This window comes from Nitrosospira sp. Nsp2, assembly GCF_003050965.1.
Taxonomy (GTDB): domain Bacteria; phylum Pseudomonadota; class Gammaproteobacteria; order Burkholderiales; family Nitrosomonadaceae; genus Nitrosospira.
Window position 1 is genome coordinate 99,723 of record NZ_QAOU01000007.1, and the last position, 23,505, is coordinate 123,227.

The window sequence follows — 23,505 nt, forward strand, 5'->3', positions numbered from 1 at the left end:
CAAAGATTGAATCTGCCCAGCTGAAAACCCTCGTCAGTCTGCCTCGGCCTTTTCCTTCCCGTCGCTCTCGGACGCCTTGTTGAACAGGAATCGTCCAATCATCTCTTCCAAAACCAGCGCAGAATTGGTTTTCATGATCTTGTCACCACTCTTCAGCACTGCCTCGTCACCCCCCGCTGCGAGCCCGATGTATTGCTCGCCTATGAGGCCGGACGTCAGGATACTCGCGAAAGTGTCCTTTGGAAACTGGTAACGGCTATCGATGTTCATGATCACCTGGGCATCGAAAGTTTGCGTGCTGAACTGTATATCCGTCACGCGCCCAACTACTACCCCTGCACTTTTTACCGGCGCCCTGACTTTCAAGCCGCCGATATTTTCAAAACTTCCCGTCACGGTATAGCTGTCATCCGCGCTGTAAGTTCCCAGATTTCCCACCTTGAAAGCCAATACCAGCAATGCGCCGATTCCGGCTATGACAAACATTCCCACCCATAAATCCATTGTTGTTCGCTGCATCAGCTCATTCCCCTGAACATGAATGAGGTCAAAACAAAATCGAGACCGAGAATCGCCAGCGAGGAAGTCACGACGGTACGCGTGGTAGCGCCCGATACCCCCTCCGCCGTGGGTGACGCATCATAGCCTTCAAATACCGCTATTGCAGTTACCGCCACGCCGAAAACGCAGGTCTTTATGACGCCATTGACGATGTCATAATGGAAATCCACTGCATTTTGCATTTGCGACCAAAAAGACCCGTCGTCCACCCCAATAAGAACTACCGCTACCAGATAACCGCCGAATATGCCGATCGCGGAAAACAATGCCGCCAGAAACGGCATCGAGATCACTCCAGCCCAGAACCGTGGAGCGACTACGCGCGCAATAGGATCGACTGCCATCATCTCCATCGCCGCCAGTTGCTCGGTCGCTTTCATCAGGCCGATTTCCGCGGTAATTGCTGATCCGGCGCGGCTGGCAAATAGTAGCGCCGCCACCACCGGCCCCAGCTCGCGTAATAGCGACAATGCCACCATTGTGCCCACGGCCGATTCGGCGCCATATCTCTGCAATGTCTCGTAGCCCTGTAAGCCGAGGACCATGCCAACGAATAACCCCGATACGATAATAATGATTAACGACAGTACGCCCGTGAAGTATATCTCGCGGATGATCAGGCCGAAACGCCGCAGGCTGGTGCCGGATTTCAGCAGTGTCAGCAGGAAAAAGCGGCTGGCATAACCCAGTCGCCAAATACTGTCGATTACGCGATGACCGACCCCGCGGATCCCGACAACAATGCGTCTAGGCAAAACCGTTCTCCAGTCTCAGATCACTCGCATATGCCGGGGCCGGGTAGTGGAATGTAACGGGTCCGTCTTCTTCACCATGCACGAACTGATGCACGAACGGCGCAACTGACTCGCGCACTTCCGCCGGGGCGCCATGTGCCGCAATCACGCCATCGGAAATGAAATACACATAATCCACGATTTTCAGGGACTCCTGCACATCGTGCGTGACGACGATCGAGGTCATGCCCAATGCATCCGTCAGGCGGCGGATCAAATTACCGATGACCGTGAGCGAGATCGGGTCCAGCCCGGTGAAAGGCTCATCATACATGATGAGGACCGGATCGAGCGCAATGGAGCGCGCCAGCGCCACCCGCCTCGCCATTCCTCCGGAAAGTTGCGCGGGCATCAAGTCGTGCGCGCCGCGCAGGCCGACAGCCTGCAGTTTCATCAGGACCAGGTCGCGGATCATGGATTCCGGCAGATTAGTATGTTCCCGCATTTGAAACGCGACGTTATCGAATACGGACAGATCGGTAAATAACGCGCCGAACTGGAACAGCATGCTCATTTTCCGGCGCATGTGGAAAAGCTCGTCCCGCGTCTGCTCATGCACGACCTTACCGGCGAACTTGACATATCCCGAAGAGGGCCGAACCGCCCCGCCGATGAGGCGCAACAAAGTAGTCTTGCCGCTGCCGCTGCCGCCCATGATGGCTATGACCTGGCCGCGGTGCATGTCCATGTCGATCCCCTTGAGAATCGGACGCTCTCCGTAGGAAAAGGTCACGTCCCTGATTTCAATTAAAGCGTCGGGTGCCATTCTGGAAAGAGAATGCGTCGTTCGGGGAGGTCGATTTTAATCTAAATGCGCATGCAGCACATAATTCTATCGCGAGCGGAGACGGCGTTAATCCCTTTGAAGAGGTAGAAATTGCTGTGCCCCAGTCTGCGTCTTTTACCTGCCAAGATCGATCAGCTGCCTGGATAAAGCAGCGACAGGCGATAACCGGCTGCGTTCAGGTTGCCACTGTCCAGGTGAAGACTTATGTTGATTTCATCATTTGGGGCAATGGCATCGGTCGCTCCCACCTTGTGTCCGAGATACGCTTCCGGCAAAAAGGTGCGGCTAGCGAGCGGACGGTCTTTCGCGTCAATTAAGGTGAGCTGAAATAATGGAAATGCCTGAGGATAGGAAGCATGGTTGCGTACCGTGGCATTAAGCGTAATCACGCCGGGACGCTGCGTATCCGACTGCATATCTGAGGACTCAATATTCAGCGATTTTGTTCGCTGAGGCAGCCGGACCGTGCAGTCCAGCAGCTCGCAGTAACGTTCAAGGTACGGCTTGGCGGCGGGCACCGAAAACGCCAACTCGGCGCGATAAAAATAAGTGGCCTGCGCTGCCAGGACAAAAAGCAAAAACAGGGTCCCGACGGTCCACACAATGGTGTGCAGGCGCGGCTGTGCTTTCTCAAAAGCATTGGGTCTTGGCGAGTAGTCTTCGTCCGAAAGGTCTTCCTGTGCCTGTGTGTCGGCCTCCTCTGGCCGCCAGACGGGCTCTTCCCTGCCAGCGGTCTCGCCAATCGAGCTGTCGCTGGCTCTGTTCGCCGCTTCCTCGTCTTTGATCACCGGTTCCCGGGCCCAGGGTGCTTCTCCCAAGGCTTCCCCGGCGACCGGTTGCTCCGCCGCGAGGCGCTCGGCGGACGTCAGGGGGGAGGCTGTTGCCTGCGCGTGCGGCTCTTCTGCAGTAACTTCCTCCTGGATTGATTCATCGCGTCGGCGCAAAGGAACGTCGCTTTGCACCGAGCTTTCTTTTGATAAAGCGGGCTCGGACCCATCATCTCGCCCCGCAATCCTGGCCCCGCTGGCGGCGCCTTGCGCCGGCTGCTCAGCCTCTGAAGGCGACGGCTCCGCGGCTTCGGGCTCGCGCCCCGTCGCGAGCATGGAATAACCATTGAATATCTGCCCGCAGCGGCCGCAGCGCACATCGCCGCCATGCGCCTGCAGATCCAGGGGCGTTACGCGGAAAGCAGCCGCACAGCTAGGACACCGCGTTATGAGGGCCATATCTGTTCTGCTTTAGAGCAAATGAAGTCACGTTCTCGTTCCCGTCAACAAAACCCAACCATCCTTTTCTCGGGCGATTCGGATATCAAACCCCTGCCGATAGGCTAGCGCGACTTCGTCGGCCTGTTCCGTGAGTATGCCCGAGAGGGCGATGCGACCTCCGGGGCGCGCAGCCCGCGTCAGTATGGGTTCCAGCATGACCAACGGTCCGGCCAGGATATTGGCGACAATCATATCTGCACTCATCCCGTCTATGTCGCCCGTACGGGCATCGCGGGTCTCATAAAATTTCAGCTGCGCATCGCCGCACTGATTGAGCACTGCATTCTGGCGGCTCGCGTCAATCGCCTGGGGATCGATATCCACTCCAACCACATGACGTGCGCCGAGCTTTACAGCGGCAATGGCGAGTATGCCCGAACCACAGCCGTAATCCAGAACATCTTCGCCCCCTCGCAGGTTTTCGTCAAGCCAGGCTAGGCAAAGTTGCGTGGAGGGATGACTGCCCGTGCCAAACGCCAGTCCCGGATCAAGTATCAGGTTGACTGCGCCGGGATCCGGGATGCGATGCCAGCTTGGAACCACCCATAAATGCGAAGATATCCGGATCGGACTGAACTGTGCCTGAGTAGTCCGGACCCAGTCCTGCTCTTCCACCCGCGTGATACGGTAGCTGGTCGAGAAGGGGAGTCCGGCCAAACCCGCCGCAGCGTGCACAATAGACGGGATATCTACCGCTTCATCAAATAGGGCGGTAACCTCCGCAGCAACCCAAATCTGCCCCGAAGCCTCCCCGGCTTCATCGAACAAGGGCTGTTCACGCTCGGTGCCGACGGCCGCGTCATGCAGGTCCGTGGATAAGGCGCCCAGTTCCAGCAATGCGTCGCTCAAAACCTGTGCATGAGTGTCATCAGTTTCGATAGCGAGCAAAATCCATGGCATACGCAATAACCTAGAAAAGTCTTCGACGCGCGTTTGAGGAGCCGCGGACGAGCACAAGGGTTGCGCCCGGTCCAGGAGCCCCCGCTTTTACTTTATTTTATATCGCGAACAGCGATACGATGACTTGTTATCGGAATATCCGTTTCCACAGCCACAAGGGGAATGTGACTGAGTATCCTGTCTTGCAGGATCCCTCACTGTTGGAGGGACGAGGTCTGTCCTCCCGGAAATTCGCGCCGCCTCAGCGCAATGTGTCCACCAAGGCTTCGGCTACCGGACATTCTCTGCTACGGCAGCCTTATAAATAATAACTTAATGCCTTTGGCGGCCGGCCTGACATGCTATCGATAGCCGCTCCTGGGTGAACGAGCGCCGCAAGGCCGTCTTATTCCGGTTTGTTGTAGTTGGCGAGCTTTTGCTCCAGGTAATGAATGCTCGTGCCACCGTTCAGGAATGCTGCATCGGATAGCAGGTCAAGATGCAAGGGGATGTTGGTCTTAATTCCCCCCACCACCATTTCAGATAGGGCAATGCGCATCCGCGCGATCGCCTGATCGCGATCATCTCCATACGCGATCACTTTGCCGATCATTGAATCATAATTGGGGGGCACGAAGTAGTTATGGTAGACATGGGAGTCGACACGGATTCCCGGCCCGCCCGGCGCGTGATATTGCGTGATGCGGCCGGCGGACGGCGTAAGCTTATAAGGATCTTCGGCATTAATGCGGCACTCGATAGCATGACCCTTCCATGTCACGTCCCGCTGGCGAATATTCAATTTTTCCCCAGCCGCCACTCGAATCTGCGCCTGGACCAGATCAATTCCGGTTACCGCTTCGGTCACGGGATGTTCGACTTGCAGGCGTGTGTTCATTTCGATGAAATAAAACTCGTTTCGTTCGAAAAGAAACTCGAACGTGCCTACGCCACGATAACCAAAACGGCGGCAAGCGTCCGCGCAACGGGTGCCGATCCTGTCCCGCAAGCGCGTAGGAATGCCGACCGCGGGCGATTCCTCGAGTATTTTCTGGTGACGCCGCTGCATCGAGCATTCCCGTTCTCCGAGGTGAATCGCATTGCGGTGTTCGTCAGCCAGCACTTGAAACTCGATATGCCGAGGGTTTTCAAGGTATTTTTCTGCGTAAAGCGTCGGATTGCCGAACGCCGCCTGGGCTTCGTTCCGGGTAATGATAACCGCGTTGGACAATGCGGCTTCGGTATGTACCACCCGCATGCCCCGGCCGCCCCCGCCCGCGGCAGCCTTGATGATCACGGGGTAGCCAATAGCGCGCATAATCGCCTTGATTTCTTCCGGAGCATCGGGCAACGCGCCATTCGACCCGGGAACGCAGGGCACGCCCGCCTTTTTCATTGCCAACTTGGCGCTGACCTTATCGCCCATCAGCCGAATTGTGTCGGGCCGCGGCCCGATAAACACAAAACCGCTCCGCTCCACGCGCTCAGCGAAGTCGGCGTTTTCCGACAGGAACCCATAGCCCGGATGAATCGCCTCGGAGTCCGTTACCTCCGCGGCACTGATAATAGCCGGGATATTGAGATAACTCTGGGCTGAAGGCGCTGGTCCGATACAGACCGATTCATCGGCGAGTTTGACATATTTCGCTTCCGCATCCGCCTCCGAATGTACCGCTACCGTCTTGATACCCATCTCGCGGCACGCACGCTGTATCCGCAGTGCGATTTCGCCACGATTGGCAATTAGAATTTTTCCGAACATGTTTTACCGTTAATTACTCAGGCGGGACCAGATCAATCGATAACAAATAGTGGTTCGCCATACTCTACCGGCTGCCCGTTTTCCACCAGGACCGCCCTTATCACTCCGCTTTTGTCAGACTCGATTTCATTCAGCAGCTTCATCGCCTCAACGATACAAAGCGTATCGCCTTCTTTCACCGTTTGCCCCACCTCAACGAACGCGGGGGCCCCGGGAGCAGAGCTGCGGTAAAACGTTCCCACCATCGGGGATTTTACGATGTGACCCTCGGGAATTGTCTCTGCAGCCTGCGGCTCCGGGGAACCGGCGGGGGGAGACAAAAGGGGAGCTTGCTGCGGAGCTGTGGTTACCCTTTGGGTGACAGCGCCTTGCGCCGAACTTGACGATTTACTGATACGAACTTTCTCTTCCCCTTCAGTAATCTCCAGTTCGGCGATACCGGATTCCTCGACCAGGTCAATTAATTTTTTGAGCTTTCTAAGATCCATATAGCCTCCCGGGGAGCACCCCAGATTTTTCGTAATCTTGCCTAATCAATAACGCTTATTTTTAACTGCAGTTTGGTCGAAACATCGATGAACGCAAGTATCTGCTGTTAGCACTAAGCGTTATAGGCCGTGGTTGTAAAAATCTCGTTTTGACCGATCATTCCAAGCCACCCCCTTCGAGGGCATCTCGGGACAGTACATAACCCAGGGCGAGCTCATAACCCTTCGGTCCGAGGCCGGTGATCACGCCACGGGCCAAATCGGAGAAATAGGATTTTGCGCGGAATGGTTCACGCGAGAAGATGTTGGAAAGATGAACCTCAATAAAAGGAATCCCGGTCGCGGCCAGCGCGTCCCTAAGCGCGATGCTGGTATGCGTATAAGCGGCGGGGTTAATGATAATAAAGTCGATTTGTTCCTGGCGCGCGCTCTGAATACGATTGATCAGCTCCGCTTCGGCATTACTTTGAAAGTGCGCTAATCGGGCACCTGCTTCTGCTGCTATGTTCGCCAAATTGCTGTTAATTTCGTCGAGTGTAACCGTTCCATAGATGCCCGGCTCTCGGTTTCCCAATAAATTCAGATTGGGGCCATGCAAGACCAAAATACTTCGTGCTCGAGTTAGGCCCTTTTTCATGGCGGCAAGTTTGACGTAAACTTGCGAAAATGTCTAGCATCGGTTGATTGATCGGCGAAAATAGCCGAATATACCGGGATTTTGCCTAGACTTACTACGAGCCACGGCTTTTGGTTGCGTAAAGCGGTCGTTGGCCCCCGGTTTGTCTCAGCACAGATTGCAATAAACTTGGCAGGCAAAAAAATTGGCTCGCTTATCTTCCACATGGACGAGTCGGATTGCTGGAAACAACTCGCGTTTGCCCGTAGTTGTTCAAACCTCTATAATCGCATTTCGCTTTTCAAGGCTGTTGTAGCTCAGTTGGTAGAGCAACTGATTCGTAATCAGTAGGTCGGAGGTTCGACTCCTCTCAACAGCACCATCTCCACCAATGGCTTACATAAACCTGTCAGCAGCGGGGTACCGGCCGGGTAACGCCGGGGTAACTTCATTCGAATTGTTGCGATAAGGAAGGGCTTAAGATGTTAAGCCTTTCGTGCTTTTCCCCCCGCTTGCGTCGTATTGCTCACTTCCAACACCCAGTCGCTTTCCAGTTGAATAGTCACTAATATCCCGAATCTTTCGCAACGAAGAAAGCATTAGGGAACGTCAGCGGCTTCGCCCCAAGTAGATTAGGGAAGACTTAAATCTTCTAGAAAAACTTCTCTTACTTATGGTAGGTCAATCGTTCCCAAAGGGACCCTTCAGCATAACAACCTTTACACGGTTTATAGGAGCCAGGAAAGCGTTACCGTCGATCCTCGAAAGGGTCACGGCTGCAAGTTCAATCGATCGATTCCTTTAACAATTTCGATGGCAAAAAGGGAATCAGATGCACTGACCCGAATAATTATTCAACATGTCCCCGTGCGGATTGCTTTGGCAGTTGCTCATCCGAGGTGGAAACGTTTCCGGTTGCAATGTGCCTATTGCGGCTTTTGTTCCAACGCATAGGTGTGTTTGGCGTACCTAAGTCCAATAGCCAGCTGAAAAAGAAGCTCTAGAATATAATGCCTCCCGCTGACCGGTGGGTAAGGTCACCACCAACGTAGGGGCAGATGTTTCGTGGCGCGTCTGCGTCATTCCCGCCCTACTATTCGGCGGCCTTAGCTCTTGTTGCTGGCTGCTACTGCATCACGCAACGAAAAATAAGAGCGCTTTTAAGTCGGATGTTTTCATTAATCTGAACTCAAGATGAACAATAAGAATGTTTTAATAAAAGGGTTCGCCCTAGGAGGCTACCGAAGCTTTGGGGACAACATCCAACGATTTGAGGACTTTTCGAAGATCAATCTCTTTGTGGGACAGAACAACTGTGGAAAATCTAACGTCCTACGTTTCCTTTACGATATTTATCCCAAGCTCGCGCAGGGTTCCATAGGTCTTGATAAGCTAGACCTTCACGTTCCATCTCACGCAGCCTTTCGAACAGGAACAGCTGTTTCCTTTCCAGACGACTCGGGAAGCCACTGGAGTGACTTCGATAAAGAGATCCTTCCCATAATCAGAAAACCTCAGCCGAAATTGCAAGAGTTCGTATTACGAGTCTTCCGCGAAAAAGCCAAGCTAGATGATACGAAAAAGGTGTGGTTCGATTTCAATCCCGATCGCAGCTTAATTCAGCAGAACTGGGAAGAAGCGTTTCGAGTCCTTTCAGACAGCGAGATGGAAATGCTGTGGTCTTCATTGACGGCTAAATCTGGCGGGATGCGCCAAAGAGATTGGTATCCTGACTGCTTGAGGTCACTTACACCAAAATTCAAAGCTTTCAGCGTCGCGATGGTCCCTGCGATTAGGCGCGTGGGAACCAAAGGTAGCCTGTCCGAGGAGTTCAGCGGCGATGGAATTATCGAACGCTTGGTAAAGCTGCAGAATCCCGGCGTCCATAATCGAACAGATAACGAGAAGTTTCAAAAAATCGTTAGGTTTCTACAGACCGTTACGGATAACGAAACTGCTTTAATAGAGATCCCTCACGAAAAAGATACCATTCTCGTTATCATGGACGGAAAGGCGCTCCCATTAGAGTCCCTGGGTACGGGAATTCATGAGGTCATAATACTGGCAGCTGCTGCGACTATCTTGGAGAACACAGTCGTTTGCATGGAAGAGCCGGAACTTCACTTGAATCCGGTTCTTCAAAAGAAACTAATTAGGCATCTCTTGAATTCTACTAATAATCAATACTTTATCTCAACTCACTCTGCGTCCTTTATGGACACACCACAAGCCGAGATCTACCACATTCAGCTTTTAGGTGGAAAGTCTATGGTAGAACGTGCGACAACGGATAAAACAAGGTCCGCCATTTGCGAAGATCTAGGGTATCACCCCTCGGATTTGCTTCAGTCGAACTGCGTGATATGGGTGGAGGGGCCATCGGATCGTATTTACCTGAACTGGTGGATCAGCTCAATTACGAAGCGATTGATTGAAGGGATTCATTATTCGATCATGTTTTATGGAGGTAGGCTAGCTTCTCACCTTTCGGGAGAAGATGTAAAAGACATAAACGGGTTTCTGGACGATTTCATATCATTACGACGCCTTAACCGACGAGGAGTTGTTTTAATCGATAGTGACAGGGAGAAGAAAAGGTCTCCTATCAATTCGACGAAGATGCGACTGCGCGAAGAATTCGACAAAGGCCCCGGATTTGCCTGGATAACTGAAGGCAGAGAGATCGAAAATTACTTAGATTCGACACATATAGAAGAGGCTATAAGAACAGCACAGCCCTCTTTAACTTGCATTTCAAGCTTCACGGTGTATGAGAATTACTTATCTGTGCTAGATAGCAAGGGTAAAACCGGCACAGCTTCGAAAGTGAAAGTTGCGAAACATATAAGTGAAAACTGCCAGCCCGATCTGTCGAGATTAGATTTGAAGAAGCAGATTAAGAAATTAGTAGATTTTATCGATGAATCTAACGTAGGCGTGCACGGGTAATTTCCTAACCAAGGGCAAAGCTGGCTACAGAATGGAGCAATTCCAAGAGAAGGGCGGAAATGCTTGAGGTAGCTTTAGTTGGCAGTCATGAACATGCGAAGGAGGCGTGTTACGAGCATGATCCACTCCATCTTTTCGTCCAAAGAACGTTCCAGCGATGACCGCACATTAGATCCATTACGCAAGAGGAGCAGATACTTAACATGCAGCGGAAAACAAATTCGGCTGTCGTTTCTGCTATTGGAGCCGGATTCTTTACACTGTTATCGCATGCGCCAACGATAATAACCCATCTAGAAAATTTGCCTAAAGATGTATCGTAGTGCAATACGGTGCGCGATAATTCCACAGGCAGGCATGACGCTCCGAGATCCCCGTTTGCTCCCACATCGCCGTTTACTGCCTCACGCCTTGCTTGTGGAGTTAAGGCTTTCGGCCCAAGGCTACCTTCAGGGCTTCAGCATCCCGAAATGACTCTGCTAATAGCTTTTTGAGTTGGTTATTCTCAGCTTCAAGGTCCCGCAGCCGTTTCGCGTCCGGCACGGTCATCCCGCCAAACTTCGCACGCCAAGTGTAGAACGAGCCATCGCTAAAGTCATACTGGCGGCATAATTCCCGGACCGGAACCCCTCCATCGGCCTGTTTCGGAAACCCAATAATTTGCTCATCCGTAAACCGTTTCTTCACATTCGTTCTCCTCTCGAAAAACGAACTTTCCTAGATTCTAAATGCACTGTTTATGGGGAGCACGTCACCCCTTGTCAATAGTTTTTCGCTTTCAAGAGGCTCATCATTACTATGAACAAAGTTAACAATGGGAGACCGTGCTTATTAACATGTAAACCTCACAGTAGCGTATAAACACGGCTCGCTATTGCTTATACTACACAGTAGCTCCTGACTTTCCTCCGGCGTCATAAGCTCAGGGGGTCAGGGCAAAAATCCAAAATAAACATCCTTAATTCTCAATGACTTAACTCGCCACACTGGAAACGTTTCCAGTTTCCACTAGCGTCTTACCTTGGCTGCCCGATTTTCCAATTCGCACACCAATTAGATTGTTTAAACGGCATATTTGACAAGATTCGGTTTGGAAAACTTTAATTTATCATCTGCCGTTCGTTAAGCTATTGTTAATGTCCCCCTCACTTGATACCCAATATTGTAACGAAGCTCCAATAATGAACACGTGACAGGGCGCCAGGGGTTCAGGTTCAATACTGACGTGGGTGAAAAGGATAGGAGTATCTCGACCGATTTGGGCGTATGCGTTATTGGCAAGATTTACATTGCTCAGCAATTTACTCAACCTTTGCCATTTCCAGCCCTGGACCATTTCTGCTAATACTCTAATACTTTGTGTCTATTTTTTTTGATAGTCAAAGTCACATTGCCACAGGGACTGTCCGACCCTCCCGGCAATACCGGACATGGAATATCCTGGATATGCGTCTTCCCGACTGTTAAAAACTCCTACTTTCTCTCTTCATTTTTTTCAACCTTAGTATTTATCCAAGCTATCACTATCAAAGAGGTCTTACTTGATTGATCCAGAAAAAGGATTCACATCCGACGTTATAACAGATCCGGAACGATTTGTTGGACGTACGGAACTCATCAGATCCTGCATGCAAGCACTGAACTCCCCCACTAGCTTAATCGCAATATATGGCAAACGGGGGGTTGGAAAATCATCGTTACTAAGACAAGTGCAACAAATGGCTCTAGGAGATTACAGTTTAGCAACTAGGGCCGGTTTAGATCATGAAATACCCCAATCGCCTAGAACGTTTTTAACCGTTTTTTATTCCTGTGACTCAATCATAAATTCCGGTGAGGAACTCCTCCACCGATTATGTAATGACCAAAATGATGAAGATGGATTGTTGCGGCTTGTGCCTAGTGACGGTAAGGAATTGGTAGAGTTTACTAGGACCAAAGAAGTCGGCGGCGGCGCTGATTTGAAGGTTGTTAATTGGGGTATTAAAGGAATTGAAACATCAAAATACGCCAAGGTTGTAGACGGCAATACGGTTCAAACTTTTAGGAATTTTGTTTCATCTATCGTTCAGCACCAAGTTAAGAAAATGATGAAACGGGATGGTTTACTCATCCTCCTAGATGAGTTTGATGTTTTACCGAACAAAACAGGGTTGGGTTCACTAATTAAATCGCTAAGCTCCAAAGATGTAAAGTTTGGTGTTTGTGGCATCGGTCAAGATTTGACAAATCTTATTGATGATCACGCATCGGTAGAGCGTCTTTTGGAACAAGGCGCTATCCATGTTAAACCAATGCCCCATGACGAAGCCTGTGCTGTTTTGGATAAGGCGGAAGAATTATTTCAGGGAGAGCTTACTATTGATCGCGATGTAAAAGACGCAATAGTGTCTGTATCCCAAGGCTACCCGTACTTTATACAGATGATAGGAAAATCTTGTGCCAATAAAGCATCTCAACTGGGAGCTACTTGCGTCAATGAAACTGTTTACGGCAAGGTAATGAACGACATAAAGAACGGTATCGCTTTCCCCAATCTTGAGAGTTCCTATAAAAAAGCCATTGGTAATTCTGAAAGCAGACAAATGCTATTACACCTTCTCGCTGACCACCCAGAGGAAGAGACATTGTTTCACGAGGACGTTGGACGGATTTTTCTTAAAAACGTTAGGAGGGACGCACCAGATTTTGATGTCGATAATCTCGATCAAAACCTTCCGCGTTTAATCGATAAAAACTATGGCCCAGTATTAAGGAGAATTCCGGAAGGACAAGGGATATATGAATTTATTAATCCTGTTTTTCGACTTTATGTAAAACTGAGGGCCATAACATAATTCTAGGAAAAAATTTAACTGGTGGCGGCGCATAAAAAGCGAGTCGCCATGATCTAATTAGACTCAGTCGATTGATCCCAATTCGCTACGAATCCTACGTGTTAGTGCCGCTGTAATACTGACCCATTGAACCGGAGTAAAACTGACTCGCTTGGGTGAATATAGGGACTTTTTGGCTGCCGATTATGTTGACTCAGGAGGAAGCAGTAAAAATCAATCAAGGTATTGATGCGGCCCGGTACTCGAATTCGGGAGATGGCGCGTCCAATCAAGCTTGATCCGTACAAGGATTATTTGCTGGAACGTGTCCATGCCGCAGGGCCGCACTGGATTCCGGCCGTAGTGTTGCTTCGAGAGATAAAAGAGCGTGGCTATCCTGGCGTGTTACGTAGCTAAAGGAGTTTCGGAGCACCCAGCCAGGACGCAGCCCGCAACGTAGGCCTTCTCGTGTGAGAGCCCATCTCCCAGATCGCTAGCGAGTTTCTCATGCCCGACATTCCTTAATACTGTCATGACTTTTGCCCTCCTTCCAGCGAATCGACACCACCTGAACCAGGTACGCAGCTGTTGGACAGTTTGGAAGGCTCGGATAGTTTTTCAGGAAGTATTCCCATATAAGTGTTACTAGGTGAAATTCTCCCAAAACCCTCCGAACTATCCGAACCGTCCAATAAACCGATACCGTGATAAAAGACCGTCCCCCGTTTATCTTTCGTGAAACCGCGCTCTGTCAACTTTCTTCCGAACTGGCAGGAGTTCATGATATCCCGCCCACTATTTTCCGTATGTCGCTTAAAACTGCTATAGAGCGATTTCGCTGCGCTAGTAGCACTAGCCAATTGTATACAGCAGCTTTCCAGCCAGTCCCCGACCAAGTCCATTTCTTTCCTGTATAGATCGGTAGCGCCCGTAACTTCACGGGGAGGGTTTAACCCCTGCCGCTGCCAGTCCAGACATCCGTTGACCGCCCATGCAAGAATGCCTGAATATTCCAAGCGCAGCTTATCTCCGAGTTTGCGATCCATTTCATCTAGCGAAAAGGTGACACTGAAAGGCACTAGGTGAATACGCCGCCATATGGCGTAATCATCACCGCGAATAACTGGCTTGTGGTTGGCGGCGAGCCAAATCTTGCTAGTCGGTTTGAACACAAAGTGTTCGCCATAAAGGAATCGGGCTGCAATATCGTCGCCGCCGGTAAGTTGCTTAACCGTGGCCTCCCCAAACCGGCGGCCTTCGTCTGTTTCGGAAGTAGCCACAAAACGCATTCCACGCAATCGAGCGATGTCGTTGGTAGCACTGCCTTCGCGTTTCACCATCAGAGTTTCTGCCGCACACTGGGTAGCATAGCCTCCCAACATCTCCCTGATCACGTTCAGGAACGTACTCTTGCCATTTGCGCCCATTCCGTGGAGGAAGAAAAGGCATTGCTCGGAAACGTTTCCGGTTAAGCTGTAACCGATGGCTCGCTGAAGGAATTCCACAAGGTGAACGTTGCCGCCTGTAATCTTATCCAGAAATGAAATCCAGGTTGGGCAGTGCGAATCATCCTCGTAATCAACATGCGCATGCTTGGTAACATATTCTTCTCGACGGGATTTTCTCAGCCGGCCGGTTCTAAGGTCTATAACTCCATTGTTAACCCCAAGTAACCAGTCGTCCTGATCTAACTCTTTCTGACTGATCGTAATCCCCGGCTCTGACTTGGCAAGCTCTATCATTGCATGGAGGCTTGGTAGATTCTGGGATTTATCAGCGTGGGCGGCTACGGTTCTTGCTTGCTCCCTATCCTGTGCCTTTGCTGCTTCACGATAGATTTGTTCTGCTGTTTTTTTGGCAAAGCGCATGATTGCCCCGTCGACGTCGGGGGTCCATCGAAGGCCGTCCCAGACAATCCACCGCTTAAACTCTGCGACCCAGCGGATGTTTACCCCATGTTTAACCACTAGCCGCTCTGCGTTCCCTATATCTGTGAGTCTTTGTTGTCGTTTTAACGCTGGCGCGTCTTGAGGCGCACTGGGGAAACAATTGATAATTCCTTCTCCTTTGGAGCGGGAATTAACGGGGAACAGAGAGGGCACATTAGCGCCACGAGACACTTCCCCATTTACCAACTCTGGTACTTCGCCATCTTTCGGCAATGCACTCTTCTCAGTCTTCATTTAGGCCCCCTGCCGTGATAGTGCGGGAAGCGAGCCAGCTATCCAGATCGGCTACGCGATATTTCACGAGACGGCCAACCTTGATGTATGGGATAAGGTATCTTTTCGTACAGCGCCAAACGTTAAGAGTACCAGCGGTAATGCCAAGATACGCGGCTGCGTCGGTCGAGCTTAGCTGGAAGGTGGGACGAGGGCTAGGAACTGGGGATGTTGCGGATGTATGTTGCATGTTGCTCTCCAATCAAGAAAGTGGATTTCTTGACGGATTGGCCCACCCAAATACAAAAGGGAAGCGCAAGCCGTCGGCTCGACACTTCCCCATCATTTTGGAGACTCAGATATTTCGCCAGGTAACCGGACTAACGTCTCCTCCACGTTCTGGAGGAATTGTACCCGCACTACATATCAGTATTCTTAAGTATACTATCATTATTCATTTGAAATTTCAATCTCACGCAATTAACTTAAGTTCCTGTCGTTTAATTCAAAAATCCTAAGGAGTGTGACATTCTGTCGTGGAAACGTTTCCAGTGGCAGCCGTATGGGACTGAAACAAGGGATTTTTCTTATTCTGCCATGGGCTAGTTGAATTCAATTAATTGTAAGTCGCGTTTCATCTGCCAAACAATGCCAGATTCGAGTTACCGTTATCGACCCCCAACGCACCCGTTTAAGTACAGCAGCGAATCAGACGGCTTCCGTGCGAACCGCACATCCGGAAAATACAAAATTTCGAACATACCAGAAGGCGAGTTTAGCTAAAAGGTACGGTCGTACCAGCTGACGCCGGCGCACGGAAAGGCATAGCCACTATGTTACTGTTACGAATTCGCTTACACAGGCCACTTCTTATATCATTCGCATAACGCCAACTAGAGCCAAGAGCAATCTCGCGAATGACCGAGAACCAGAACCCAGAACAAAAAGCCCGAGACAATATTGACGCACTGCTCAAGCAAGCAGGCTGGGTCGTTCGATCAGCGAAGAAAATTGACTTCGGCGTGGGGCTCGGCATCGCGGTCAGGGAATACCAAACCGATGTCGGTCCGGCGGACTATGTCTTATTTGTTGACAAAAAGGCAGTGGGCGTCATCGAGGCAAAGAAGGAAGACCTTGGCCACAAACTCATCGAAGTCGAACAGCAGACTGAAGGTTACGCCGCTGCCAAGTTAAAGTGGGTGAACAACAAGGAACCCTTGCCCTTCCTCTACGAAAGCACAGGCATCATCACCCGCTTCACCGATGGCCGTGACCCCAAGCCCCGTTCCCGAGAAGTGTTCAACTTCCCCCGCCCAGAAACCATCAAGGGATGGTTATCCCAAGGCGTCAGCCTGCGCCAGCGCTTGCAAACCATCCCCGATCTGAACCCGAGCCACTTGCCCGCCCAGACACTGCACCTGCGCGACTGTCAGGAAATTGCCATCACCAATCTGGAGAAATCGTTCAAGGCGGACCGGCCACGCGCCCTAATCCAGATGGCCACTGGGGCCGGCAAGACCTACACCGCCATCACCTCCATCTATCGGCTGCTTAGGTACGCAGAAGGGAAACGCATCCTATTCCTCGTCGACACCAAGAACCTTGGCGAGCAGGCCGAGCAGGAAATGATGTCCTACGTCCCTCTCGACGATAACCGCAAGTTCACCGAGCTCTACAACGTTCAGCGGCTCAAGTCTTCGTACATCGCCAAGGATAGCCAGGTCTGCATCAGCACCATTCAGCGCCTGTACTCCATCCTCAAGGGCACCGAGCTCGACGAAGCCGCGGAAGAAATCAACCCGGCCGAGCTTGCTCAACCTAAGGCGCCGCTGCCGGTCGTCTATAATGACAAGATTCCGCCGGAGTTCTTCGACTTCATCTACATCGACGAATGCCACCGCTCCATCTACAACCTCTGGCAACAGGTCATCGACTACTTCGACGCCAGCCTGATCGGTCTTACTGCCACGCCGGATAACCGCACCTACGGCTTCTTCAAGAAAAACGTTGTCAGCGACTACAGCCACGAAAAAGCCGTGGCCGATGGCGTTAACGTCGGCAATGAAATCTACGTCATCGAAACGCAGGTCACTAAAGCCGGCGGCGAAATCAAGGCGCAGCAGCAGGTCGAGCGCCGCGAAAAGCTCACCCGCAAGAAGCGCTGGGAGCAGCAGGACGAAGACGAGACTTACTCTGCCGCCCAGCTCGATAGAAACATCGTCAACCCGGACCAGATACGCACGGTCATACGCACTTTCCGCAACAAGCTGCCCGAGATATTCCCCGGCCGCACAGAAGTGCCGAAGACCCTTATCTTCGCCAAGACCGACAGCCACGCCGACGACATCATCCAAACCATGCGCGAAGAGTTCGGCGAGGGGAATGCCTTCTGCAAGAAACTCACCTACAAGATCGAAGAAGACCCTAAGTCCGTCCTGGCCCAGTTCCGTAACGATTACTACCCGCGCATCGCGGTCACCGTCGATATGATCGCCACCGGCACCGACGTCAAACCGCTCGAATGTCTGCTCTTCATGCGCGACGTCAAGAGCCGCAACTACTTCGAGCAAATGAAGGGGCGCGGCACCCGCACGCTGGACATGGACGATCTGAGGAAAGTCACGCCATCCGCCAAGAGTGCCAAGACCCACTACGTCATTGTCGACGCCATCGGCGTAACCAAATCGCTCAAGACGGCTAGCCAGCCCCTCATCACCAAGCCCACGGTACCGCTCAAGGATTTGGCCATGGCCGTCATGATGGGCGCCACCGACGAAGACACCGTTTCATCTCTCGCCGGCCGCCTGGCCCGCCTCAACAAGCAACTTGATAGCGATGAGCAACGGCAAATTCGCGACGCCGCCGGCGGCGTCGAGCTCAGCCAGATCGTCGGCAGGCTATTCAGCGCCATCGACGCCGACAACATCGAAGCCAGAGCCCTGGAGCTCGCTGGCCTTCCAATAGGTTGCGACCCCGGCGACACCCAGCGCCAGCAAGCCCAAGAACAGCTGGTCAATGCCGTCTCCAGTGTCCTCAACGGCGAGCTGGTCGAGCTCATCGACGCCATCCGCCGCGACAAAGAGCAGACCATCGACCACGACAATATCGACACCCTGCTGCGTGCCGAATGGGACAAGGATGCCGCAAACAATGCACAGGCCCTGACCGACGAGTTTGCCGACTACCTGAAGTCCAACCGGGACAACATCACCGCCCTTACCATCTTCTTCAGTCAGCCGTACAGAAGGCGCGAACTCAGCTTCGACCTCATCCGGCAGTTGCTCGATAAGCTCAGGACCGACAAGCCCAAGCTCGCACCCCTGCGCGTGTGGCAGGCCTACAGCCAGCTGGACGCCTATAAAGGCGAGCACCCGATCAGCGAACTCACCGCGTTGGTGGCGCTCATCCGCCGGGTCTGCGGCATGGATGAAAAGCTATCGACCTTTGACGATACCGTCCGCCGTAACTTCCAGAACTGGGTGATGAAGCACCACTCCGGCGGCAGCGAGAAATTTAACGGGGAACAAATGAAGTGGCTGCGTATGATCCGGGATCACATTGCTAACTCATTCCACATCGAGCGGGCTGATCTTGAACTGTCACCATTTGATGGGCAAGGTGGATTAGGAAAAATGTATCAACTGTTCGGCGCGAAGATGGACACAGTGTTGGATGATTTGAATGAGGGACTGGTGGCGTGACCAAACTGCATAAACCTAAGTCATGGGAGTCTGTGGCACTAGAAACTCTTGCCACCCTGACATTGGGAGGTGACTGGGGCAAAGAAGCCGAGTTTGAATCAGAAGACTACGCACTAGTGCTTAGCATCAGAGGAGCAGAGATTCGTCACTGGAGCGAGAACAAAGGCTCAACAGCCTCTTTGCGCAAAGTTAAGAAATCAAGCTTGGCAAGCCGACTGCTCAAGGGTGGTGACATCCTAGTTGAGATATCTGGTGGCGGGCCTGATCAACCTGTTGGTCGTACTGTTCTGATTGATAAAAGCGTTTTTGCGTACGCACCGAACACCCCTAAAATATCCACAAATTTCCTACGTCTACTTCGAACCTGTGAAGAAATCGATTCAAGCTTCCTGAATCACTATCTCCAGTATTTCTACAAGAGCGGGGAAATCTCAGCTTATCAAGCTGGGAGCAACAATCTTAGGAATCTCAAGTTCAACGATTATCTTGGCCTTCAAATACCTCTCCCCCCATTTCGAGAACAACACCGCATTGTCGCAAAAATTGAGGAATTGTTTTCCGAATTGGACAAGGGAATCGAAAACCTGAAGACAGCCCGCGCACAGCTCAAGGTATATCGCCAAGCCCTGTTGAAGTACGCTTTCGAGGGCAAGCTCACCGAGAAATGGCGCGAAGAAAATAAGGACAAACTGGGAACCGCCGCAGCGTTGCTGAAGCGCATCCAACTGGAGCGCGCGCAACGCTACCAGCAGCAACTCGCCGATTGGGAAGCCGCTGGCAAACGAGGCACCAAACCCAAAGCCCCAAAAACCCTGCCGCCGAAGACCGCCGAAGACCTGGCCGAATTGCCCGAACTGCCGAAGGGATGGGGGTGGTTTAAGGTGGCTGACCTAGCAAATGTTTCAGGTGGCTTAACGAAAAATCCGAAAAGAAATATTTTTCCGATAAAACGTCCGTTTCTCCGGGTCGCGAACGTTTATGCCAATAGACTTGAACTGGACGATATGCACGTCTCCGGCGTTTCTGAGACAGAAATTGAAAGAGTCATTTTAGTTAAGGGAGACATTCTCGTTGTGGAAGGAAATGGTAGCGTCGATCAAATTGGCAGAGTTGCTATTTGGAATGGGGCAATTGATGAATGTGTACATCAAAACCATCTCATTAAAGCGCGACCACTGAATTTTGTTTGCTCAGAATTCATCCTGCATTTCTTGATGTCAGAGTTAGGGCGAAAATTTATTGTCCGTGCGGCGAGTTCAACATCTGGTTTGCATACTTTGAGTATCTCAAAAGTTGAAAGCCTATTCGCTCCACTTTGCGCAAGAGCAGAACAAGACGTCCTATTGAACGAACTGTCAGTCAAACTTTCACTGGTCGATCAACTCGAACAGACCATCATTACCTCATTGCAACAAGCCGAAGCCCTGCGAAAGTCCATTCTAAAGAAAGCCTTCTCCGGCCGGCTGGTGCCGCACGACCCGCACGATGAACCCGCGTCGGCGCTGCTGGCGCGCATCAAGGCAGAAAAGTCCGCCCAACCCCAAGGCAAGAAAGCCCGCAAATGAACGCAACCGCATCCATCGTTTCCAAAGTCTGGAGTTTCTGCACCACCCTGCGCGACGACGGCGTGGGCTATGCCGATTATCTGGAGCAGCTCACCTACCTGATCTTCCTAAAGATGGCGGACGAGTACAGCCAGCCGCCTCATAGCCGCCAGGTGGGCATCCCCGCCGAATACAACTGGCAAAGCCTCAAGGCCAAGCGCGGCGCTGAGCTGGAAGTCCATTACGTAACGCTGTTACGCGAGTTAGGCAATAGGCCCGGCATGCTCGGCACGATCTTTACCAAGGCGCAGAACAAGATTCAAGACCCGGCTAAACTGTATCGCCTGATCGACATGGTGAATGAAACCGAGTGGGTCACCATGGGCGCCGATGTCAAAGGCGACATCTACGAAGGCCTGCTCGAACGCAACGCCGAAGATACCAAATCCGGCGCCGGCCAATACTTCACCCCTCGCGCCCTCATTCGCGCCATGGTTGAGTGTGTGCGCCCCGAGCCCAACAGGACGATTGCCGACCCTGCCTGCGGCACCGGCGGCTTCTTCCTCGCCGCCTATGACTTTCTGGTGGGGACGCACCAGATGAATAAGGCGCAGAAGGCCTTCCTCAAGCACGACACCTTCCACGGCAACGAAATCGTCGCCAGCACTCGCCGCCTTGCCTTAATGAACATGTTCCTGCACAACATTGGCGAGATCGACGGTGACAGCATGATTTCTCCTAATGATGCTCTGGTCGCCAGCTCGCCGAAAACCTATGACTACGTTCTCGCCAATCCGCCCTTCGGCAAGAAGAGCGCTATGAGCTTTACCAACGAAGAAGGCGAACAGGAAAAGGACGACCTAACCTACAACCGCCAGGATTTCTGGGCCACCACCTCAAATAAGCAGCTCAACTTCGTCCAGCACATCCGCACCATGCTCAAAACAAATGGACGCGCCGCCGTGGTCGTACCTGACAATGTGTTGTTTGAAGGCGGCGCCGGGGAAACGGTGCGCAAGAAGTTGATGGAGAACACCGACCTGCACACCATCCTGCGCCTGCCAACCGGCATCTTCTACGCCAACGGCGTCAAGGCGAATGTGCTGTTCTTCGACAACCACGCCGCCAGCAAAGACCCCTGGACCAAGGAAGTCTGGTTCTACGATTACCGCACCGACATTCACCATACGCTCAAAAAGAAGCCGCTCCGCTTCGAGGACTTGAAGGATCTCATCGCCTGCTACAACGCGGGCAACCGCTTCGAGCGCAAGGAAACATGGAACGAGCAGACCAACCCAGAGGGCCGCTGGCGTAAATTCACTTACGAGCAGATCATCGCTCGCGACAAAACCAGCCTTGATATTTTCTGGCTTAAGGACAAGAGCCTCGTTGATCTGGATAACCTGCCCGAGCCCGATGAGCTGGTTGGCGAGATTATCGACAATATCGAGGCAGGATTGGATAGCTTCCGAGCGGTTGCTGCCGCACTTGCCAAATAACTAATCAACATTGCTTTGTGGATGCCGACTGCCATAGGCAAGAACGGTTTTTTGCTGGATAGTGAAGCGGACGGAACGTCGACCTTCCTGACCTTCGTCCGACATCGAGGCATTGCCGAGCGACTCGGCCGGAAGCGCCACCGTGCCTTCCGGCCGAGAAGATGACATTAGCTATATAGATTGCGAGCAACCGCTTTTCGCACTCGGCGCCCCGGCAGAATTCAACCGAATTGAACGTGTTTTCGCCCGGATTACCATTTATTGTAAGGCGCGTGCGTCCATATCATAGCTGTTACGGCTCACTTAGGCAGGTGATACGGCCTCGGCATAATCTCGAAAACTTAGGAGGAATGACAGCTATCTGTTTACGGAAGGTCCATCAATCGTTGATTTCTTTCAATCAAGCTTCGTCACATTAGCTCGGTTCTTCAATCCAGCCGCCGCCATCATTGCACTTGTCGCGGTGTTCACGCTATCCCTTACCGGATCAAGATCAAGCCGTGCATAAATAGCCGTGGTATTCTGGTTCTTGTGGTTAAGGCTCTTTCCAATAATCGCCATTGATGCGCCTGTTTTCGCTTGCCAGCTTCCCAAAGTGCGCCGTAAATCATGGATACGTAGGTCAGAAATACCAGCACGTTTCAAGATGCGCTCCCAGCCCTTTTTAGGCTCTGCCAGATGCCCAGCCTTACCGATACCGGGAAATACATATCTTGCACCTTCTAAGGGCTTCCTTGCGCGTAATACTTCCATCGCTTCAGGTGATAACGTTACTGTCTGCGGTGTGCCGTTCTTGGTCTCCCTGATGCGCCACTCAGCCCTTTCAAAGTTCACATCAGCCCATTGCATTGCCAGTACGTTCGAACGTCTAGCGCCAGTCAACAGGGACAATAAGAAGTAATCACGCATCGTGTCGTTTTGCTCATCTGCCAATGCCTGGAAGAACCTCGGCAACTCATCGCCTTGTATGAACCGGTCGCGTGAATTTTCCTTGTTGAGCTTAATTCCCGTTGCAGGATTGGTGTGCCATAGCCCAGCAGCTATTGACCATCCAAATATGCTTGATACTAGAGCTTTCACCCGATTAGCAGTTATCCCATGACCTGATTTGGTGATACTGCTATGAATTGCCGCAATATCAGCCCTATTAATAGCGGAGAGCTTTTTGTTGCCTAACGGCTTCTCAAGATAGGTCTTGAACTTTGACTCATCCTCAGCCCAAGTTCTTTTATTGAGTTTGGAGTGACGGTCAAGATAATCAGCGAACAGGGCAGAAAAGGTTAACTCAGCCTTTCGCCCTCTCTTCACTTCACCGGGATTCAGGTCATGGGCAATGTCAGAGTTTATTTGAGTAGCCTTACGCCTTGCTTGCTCAACTGTCAGGTCAGGATAACGCCCTATCGTGATGCGTTCGAGGGTGCCGTGAATACGACGTAGAACAGAAAACGTTCTTGTCCCGTTAGAAGTAACCCGAAGTTGTAAGCCCGTAGTTTTGGTATCTTGATAGTCGGCCCGTTTGCCGTGTTCGGGTAAGGTCAGATCGGCGATTGCAGCCTTGGTGAAATTGATCTTGTTTGCCATGATTATTCTTAGGGTAACGTTGGGGTAACTCTAGGGGGTAATTCGCAGCTAAATCGAGGTTATTCCGTTAACGTCACTATAGGCGTAATATGTTGCTA

The 23,505-nt window shown here is 51.7% G+C and carries 17 protein-coding genes, 1 tRNA gene and 2 pseudogenes; 7 read left to right on the forward strand and 13 right to left on the reverse strand.

What is annotated here, in order from left to right:
- Positions 1-33: 33 nt before the first annotated feature.
- From mlaD to aroQ, 8 genes are all read right to left on the reverse strand, one after another.
- The gene (gene mlaD / locus C8R31_RS13730) at positions 34-519 is read right to left on the reverse strand and encodes an outer membrane lipid asymmetry maintenance protein MlaD (protein ID WP_107694641.1); all 486 of its coding nucleotides are present in this window, start codon (positions 517-519) and stop codon (positions 34-36) included.
- Entirely contained in the window at positions 519-1,316 is a 798-nt protein-coding gene (gene mlaE, locus C8R31_RS13735) for a lipid asymmetry maintenance ABC transporter permease subunit MlaE (protein WP_107694642.1), read from the reverse strand. Before mlaE ends, mlaD begins: the two co-directional genes overlap by 1 nt.
- Positions 1,309-2,121, reverse strand: a complete 813-nt coding sequence (locus C8R31_RS13740; protein ID WP_107694643.1) for an ABC transporter ATP-binding protein — start codon at positions 2,119-2,121, stop codon at positions 1,309-1,311. Before C8R31_RS13740 ends, mlaE begins: the two co-directional genes overlap by 8 nt.
- A 152-nt stretch (positions 2,122-2,273) precedes the next feature.
- Entirely contained in the window at positions 2,274-3,368 is a 1,095-nt protein-coding gene (locus tag C8R31_RS13745) for a DUF3426 domain-containing protein (RefSeq protein ID WP_107694644.1), read from the reverse strand.
- 27 nt (positions 3,369-3,395) lie between these two features.
- A complete protein-coding gene (gene prmA / locus C8R31_RS13750; protein ID WP_107694645.1) occupies positions 3,396-4,310 on the reverse strand; it encodes a 50S ribosomal protein L11 methyltransferase in 915 nt (304 codons plus the stop codon).
- A gap of 385 nt (positions 4,311-4,695) precedes the next feature.
- Entirely contained in the window at positions 4,696-6,051 is a 1,356-nt protein-coding gene (accC, locus tag C8R31_RS13755) for an acetyl-CoA carboxylase biotin carboxylase subunit (RefSeq protein ID WP_107694646.1), read from the reverse strand.
- A gap of 32 nt (positions 6,052-6,083) precedes the next feature.
- Complete coding sequence (gene accB / locus C8R31_RS13760; protein ID WP_107694647.1) at positions 6,084-6,539, reverse strand: acetyl-CoA carboxylase biotin carboxyl carrier protein; 456 nt, start codon at positions 6,537-6,539, stop codon at positions 6,084-6,086.
- 157 nt (positions 6,540-6,696) lie between these two features.
- A complete protein-coding gene (aroQ, locus tag C8R31_RS13765) occupies positions 6,697-7,176 on the reverse strand; it encodes a type II 3-dehydroquinate dehydratase (RefSeq protein WP_107694648.1) in 480 nt (159 codons plus the stop codon).
- Between the two features lie 285 nt (positions 7,177-7,461).
- Between aroQ and C8R31_RS13770 the strand changes: the two genes are divergently transcribed.
- A tRNA-Thr gene (locus tag C8R31_RS13770) sits at positions 7,462-7,537 on the forward strand.
- 812 nt (positions 7,538-8,349) lie between these two features.
- Entirely contained in the window at positions 8,350-10,104 is a 1,755-nt protein-coding gene (locus C8R31_RS13775) for an AAA family ATPase (protein ID WP_107694649.1), read from the forward strand.
- A 351-nt stretch (positions 10,105-10,455) separates the two neighbouring features.
- Here the strand turns inward: C8R31_RS13775 and C8R31_RS13780 are convergent.
- A pseudogene (locus C8R31_RS13780) lies at positions 10,456-10,791 on the reverse strand (transposase); the annotation flags it as partial.
- An 854-nt stretch (positions 10,792-11,645) separates the two neighbouring features.
- On the opposite strand from C8R31_RS13780, the gene C8R31_RS13785 reads away from it, so the two are divergent.
- Together C8R31_RS13785 and C8R31_RS13790 are read left to right on the forward strand one after the other, a co-directional pair.
- On the forward strand, positions 11,646-12,941 hold the full coding sequence (locus tag C8R31_RS13785; protein ID WP_146164604.1) for an AAA family ATPase: 1,296 nt from the start codon (positions 11,646-11,648) through the stop codon (positions 12,939-12,941).
- A 185-nt stretch (positions 12,942-13,126) separates the two neighbouring features.
- Positions 13,127-13,328 (forward strand): annotated as a pseudogene (locus C8R31_RS13790) (IS21 family transposase); the annotation flags it as partial.
- A 122-nt stretch (positions 13,329-13,450) separates the two neighbouring features.
- Here the strand turns inward: C8R31_RS13790 and C8R31_RS13795 are convergent.
- Both C8R31_RS13795 and C8R31_RS13800 read right to left on the reverse strand, forming a co-directional pair.
- Positions 13,451-15,103 (reverse strand): phage/plasmid primase, P4 family, encoded by a 1,653-nt coding sequence (locus C8R31_RS13795; protein WP_107694651.1) that lies wholly within the window; start codon positions 15,101-15,103, stop codon positions 13,451-13,453.
- A complete protein-coding gene (locus C8R31_RS13800; protein ID WP_107694652.1) occupies positions 15,093-15,332 on the reverse strand; it encodes a helix-turn-helix domain-containing protein in 240 nt (79 codons plus the stop codon). The genes C8R31_RS13795 and C8R31_RS13800 overlap by 11 nt, the downstream gene beginning before the upstream one ends.
- Positions 15,333-15,999: 667 nt before the next feature.
- Here C8R31_RS13800 and C8R31_RS13805 point away from each other — a divergent pair.
- The 3 genes from C8R31_RS13805 to C8R31_RS13815 are packed head-to-tail and all read left to right on the forward strand — an operon-like array spanning position 16,000 to position 21,826.
- Positions 16,000-18,783 (forward strand): type I restriction-modification enzyme R subunit C-terminal domain-containing protein, encoded by a 2,784-nt coding sequence (locus C8R31_RS13805; RefSeq protein WP_107694653.1) that lies wholly within the window; start codon positions 16,000-16,002, stop codon positions 18,781-18,783.
- Positions 18,780-20,348, forward strand: coding sequence for a restriction endonuclease subunit S (locus tag C8R31_RS13810; protein ID WP_107694654.1), 1,569 nt, complete (start codon positions 18,780-18,782; stop codon positions 20,346-20,348). The genes C8R31_RS13805 and C8R31_RS13810 overlap by 4 nt, the downstream gene beginning before the upstream one ends.
- The gene (locus C8R31_RS13815; RefSeq protein WP_107694655.1) at positions 20,345-21,826 is read left to right on the forward strand and encodes a class I SAM-dependent DNA methyltransferase; all 1,482 of its coding nucleotides are present in this window, start codon (positions 20,345-20,347) and stop codon (positions 21,824-21,826) included. Before C8R31_RS13810 ends, C8R31_RS13815 begins: the two co-directional genes overlap by 4 nt.
- Here the strand turns inward: C8R31_RS13815 and C8R31_RS16105 are convergent, their stop codons facing one another.
- On the reverse strand, positions 21,827-21,994 hold the full coding sequence (locus C8R31_RS16105) for a hypothetical protein (RefSeq protein WP_181320622.1): 168 nt from the start codon (positions 21,992-21,994) through the stop codon (positions 21,827-21,829).
- A gap of 228 nt (positions 21,995-22,222) precedes the next feature.
- Positions 22,223-23,407, reverse strand: a complete 1,185-nt coding sequence (locus C8R31_RS13820) for a site-specific integrase (protein WP_107694656.1) — start codon at positions 23,405-23,407, stop codon at positions 22,223-22,225.
- Between the last annotated feature and the right edge of the window lie 98 nt (positions 23,408-23,505).

Coding starts and splice junctions, on each gene's coding strand:
- mlaD (WP_107694641.1), bottom strand. CDS start 519: ATGCAGCGAACAACAATGGATTTATGGGTGGGAATGTTTGTCATAGCC.
- C8R31_RS13740 (WP_107694643.1), bottom strand. CDS start 2,121: ATGGCACCCGACGCTTTAATTGAAATCAGGGACGTGACCTTTTCCTAC.
- C8R31_RS13745 (WP_107694644.1), bottom strand. CDS start 3,368: ATGGCCCTCATAACGCGGTGTCCTAGCTGTGCGGCTGCTTTCCGCGTA.
- prmA (WP_107694645.1), bottom strand. CDS start 4,310: ATGCCATGGATTTTGCTCGCTATCGAAACTGATGACACTCATGCACAG.
- accC (WP_107694646.1), bottom strand. CDS start 6,051: ATGTTCGGAAAAATTCTAATTGCCAATCGTGGCGAAATCGCACTGCGG.
- accB (WP_107694647.1), bottom strand. CDS start 6,539: ATGGATCTTAGAAAGCTCAAAAAATTAATTGACCTGGTCGAGGAATCC.
- aroQ (WP_107694648.1), bottom strand. CDS start 7,176: ATGAAAAAGGGCCTAACTCGAGCACGAAGTATTTTGGTCTTGCATGGC.
- C8R31_RS13775 (WP_107694649.1), top strand. CDS start 8,350: ATGAACAATAAGAATGTTTTAATAAAAGGGTTCGCCCTAGGAGGCTAC.
- C8R31_RS13795 (WP_107694651.1), bottom strand. CDS start 15,103: ATGAAGACTGAGAAGAGTGCATTGCCGAAAGATGGCGAAGTACCAGAG.
- C8R31_RS13800 (WP_107694652.1), bottom strand. CDS start 15,332: ATGCAACATACATCCGCAACATCCCCAGTTCCTAGCCCTCGTCCCACC.
- C8R31_RS13805 (WP_107694653.1), top strand. CDS start 16,000: ATGACCGAGAACCAGAACCCAGAACAAAAAGCCCGAGACAATATTGAC.
- C8R31_RS13815 (WP_107694655.1), top strand. CDS start 20,345: ATGAACGCAACCGCATCCATCGTTTCCAAAGTCTGGAGTTTCTGCACC.
- C8R31_RS16105 (WP_181320622.1), bottom strand. CDS start 21,994: ATGTCATCTTCTCGGCCGGAAGGCACGGTGGCGCTTCCGGCCGAGTCG.
- C8R31_RS13820 (WP_107694656.1), bottom strand. CDS start 23,407: ATGGCAAACAAGATCAATTTCACCAAGGCTGCAATCGCCGATCTGACC.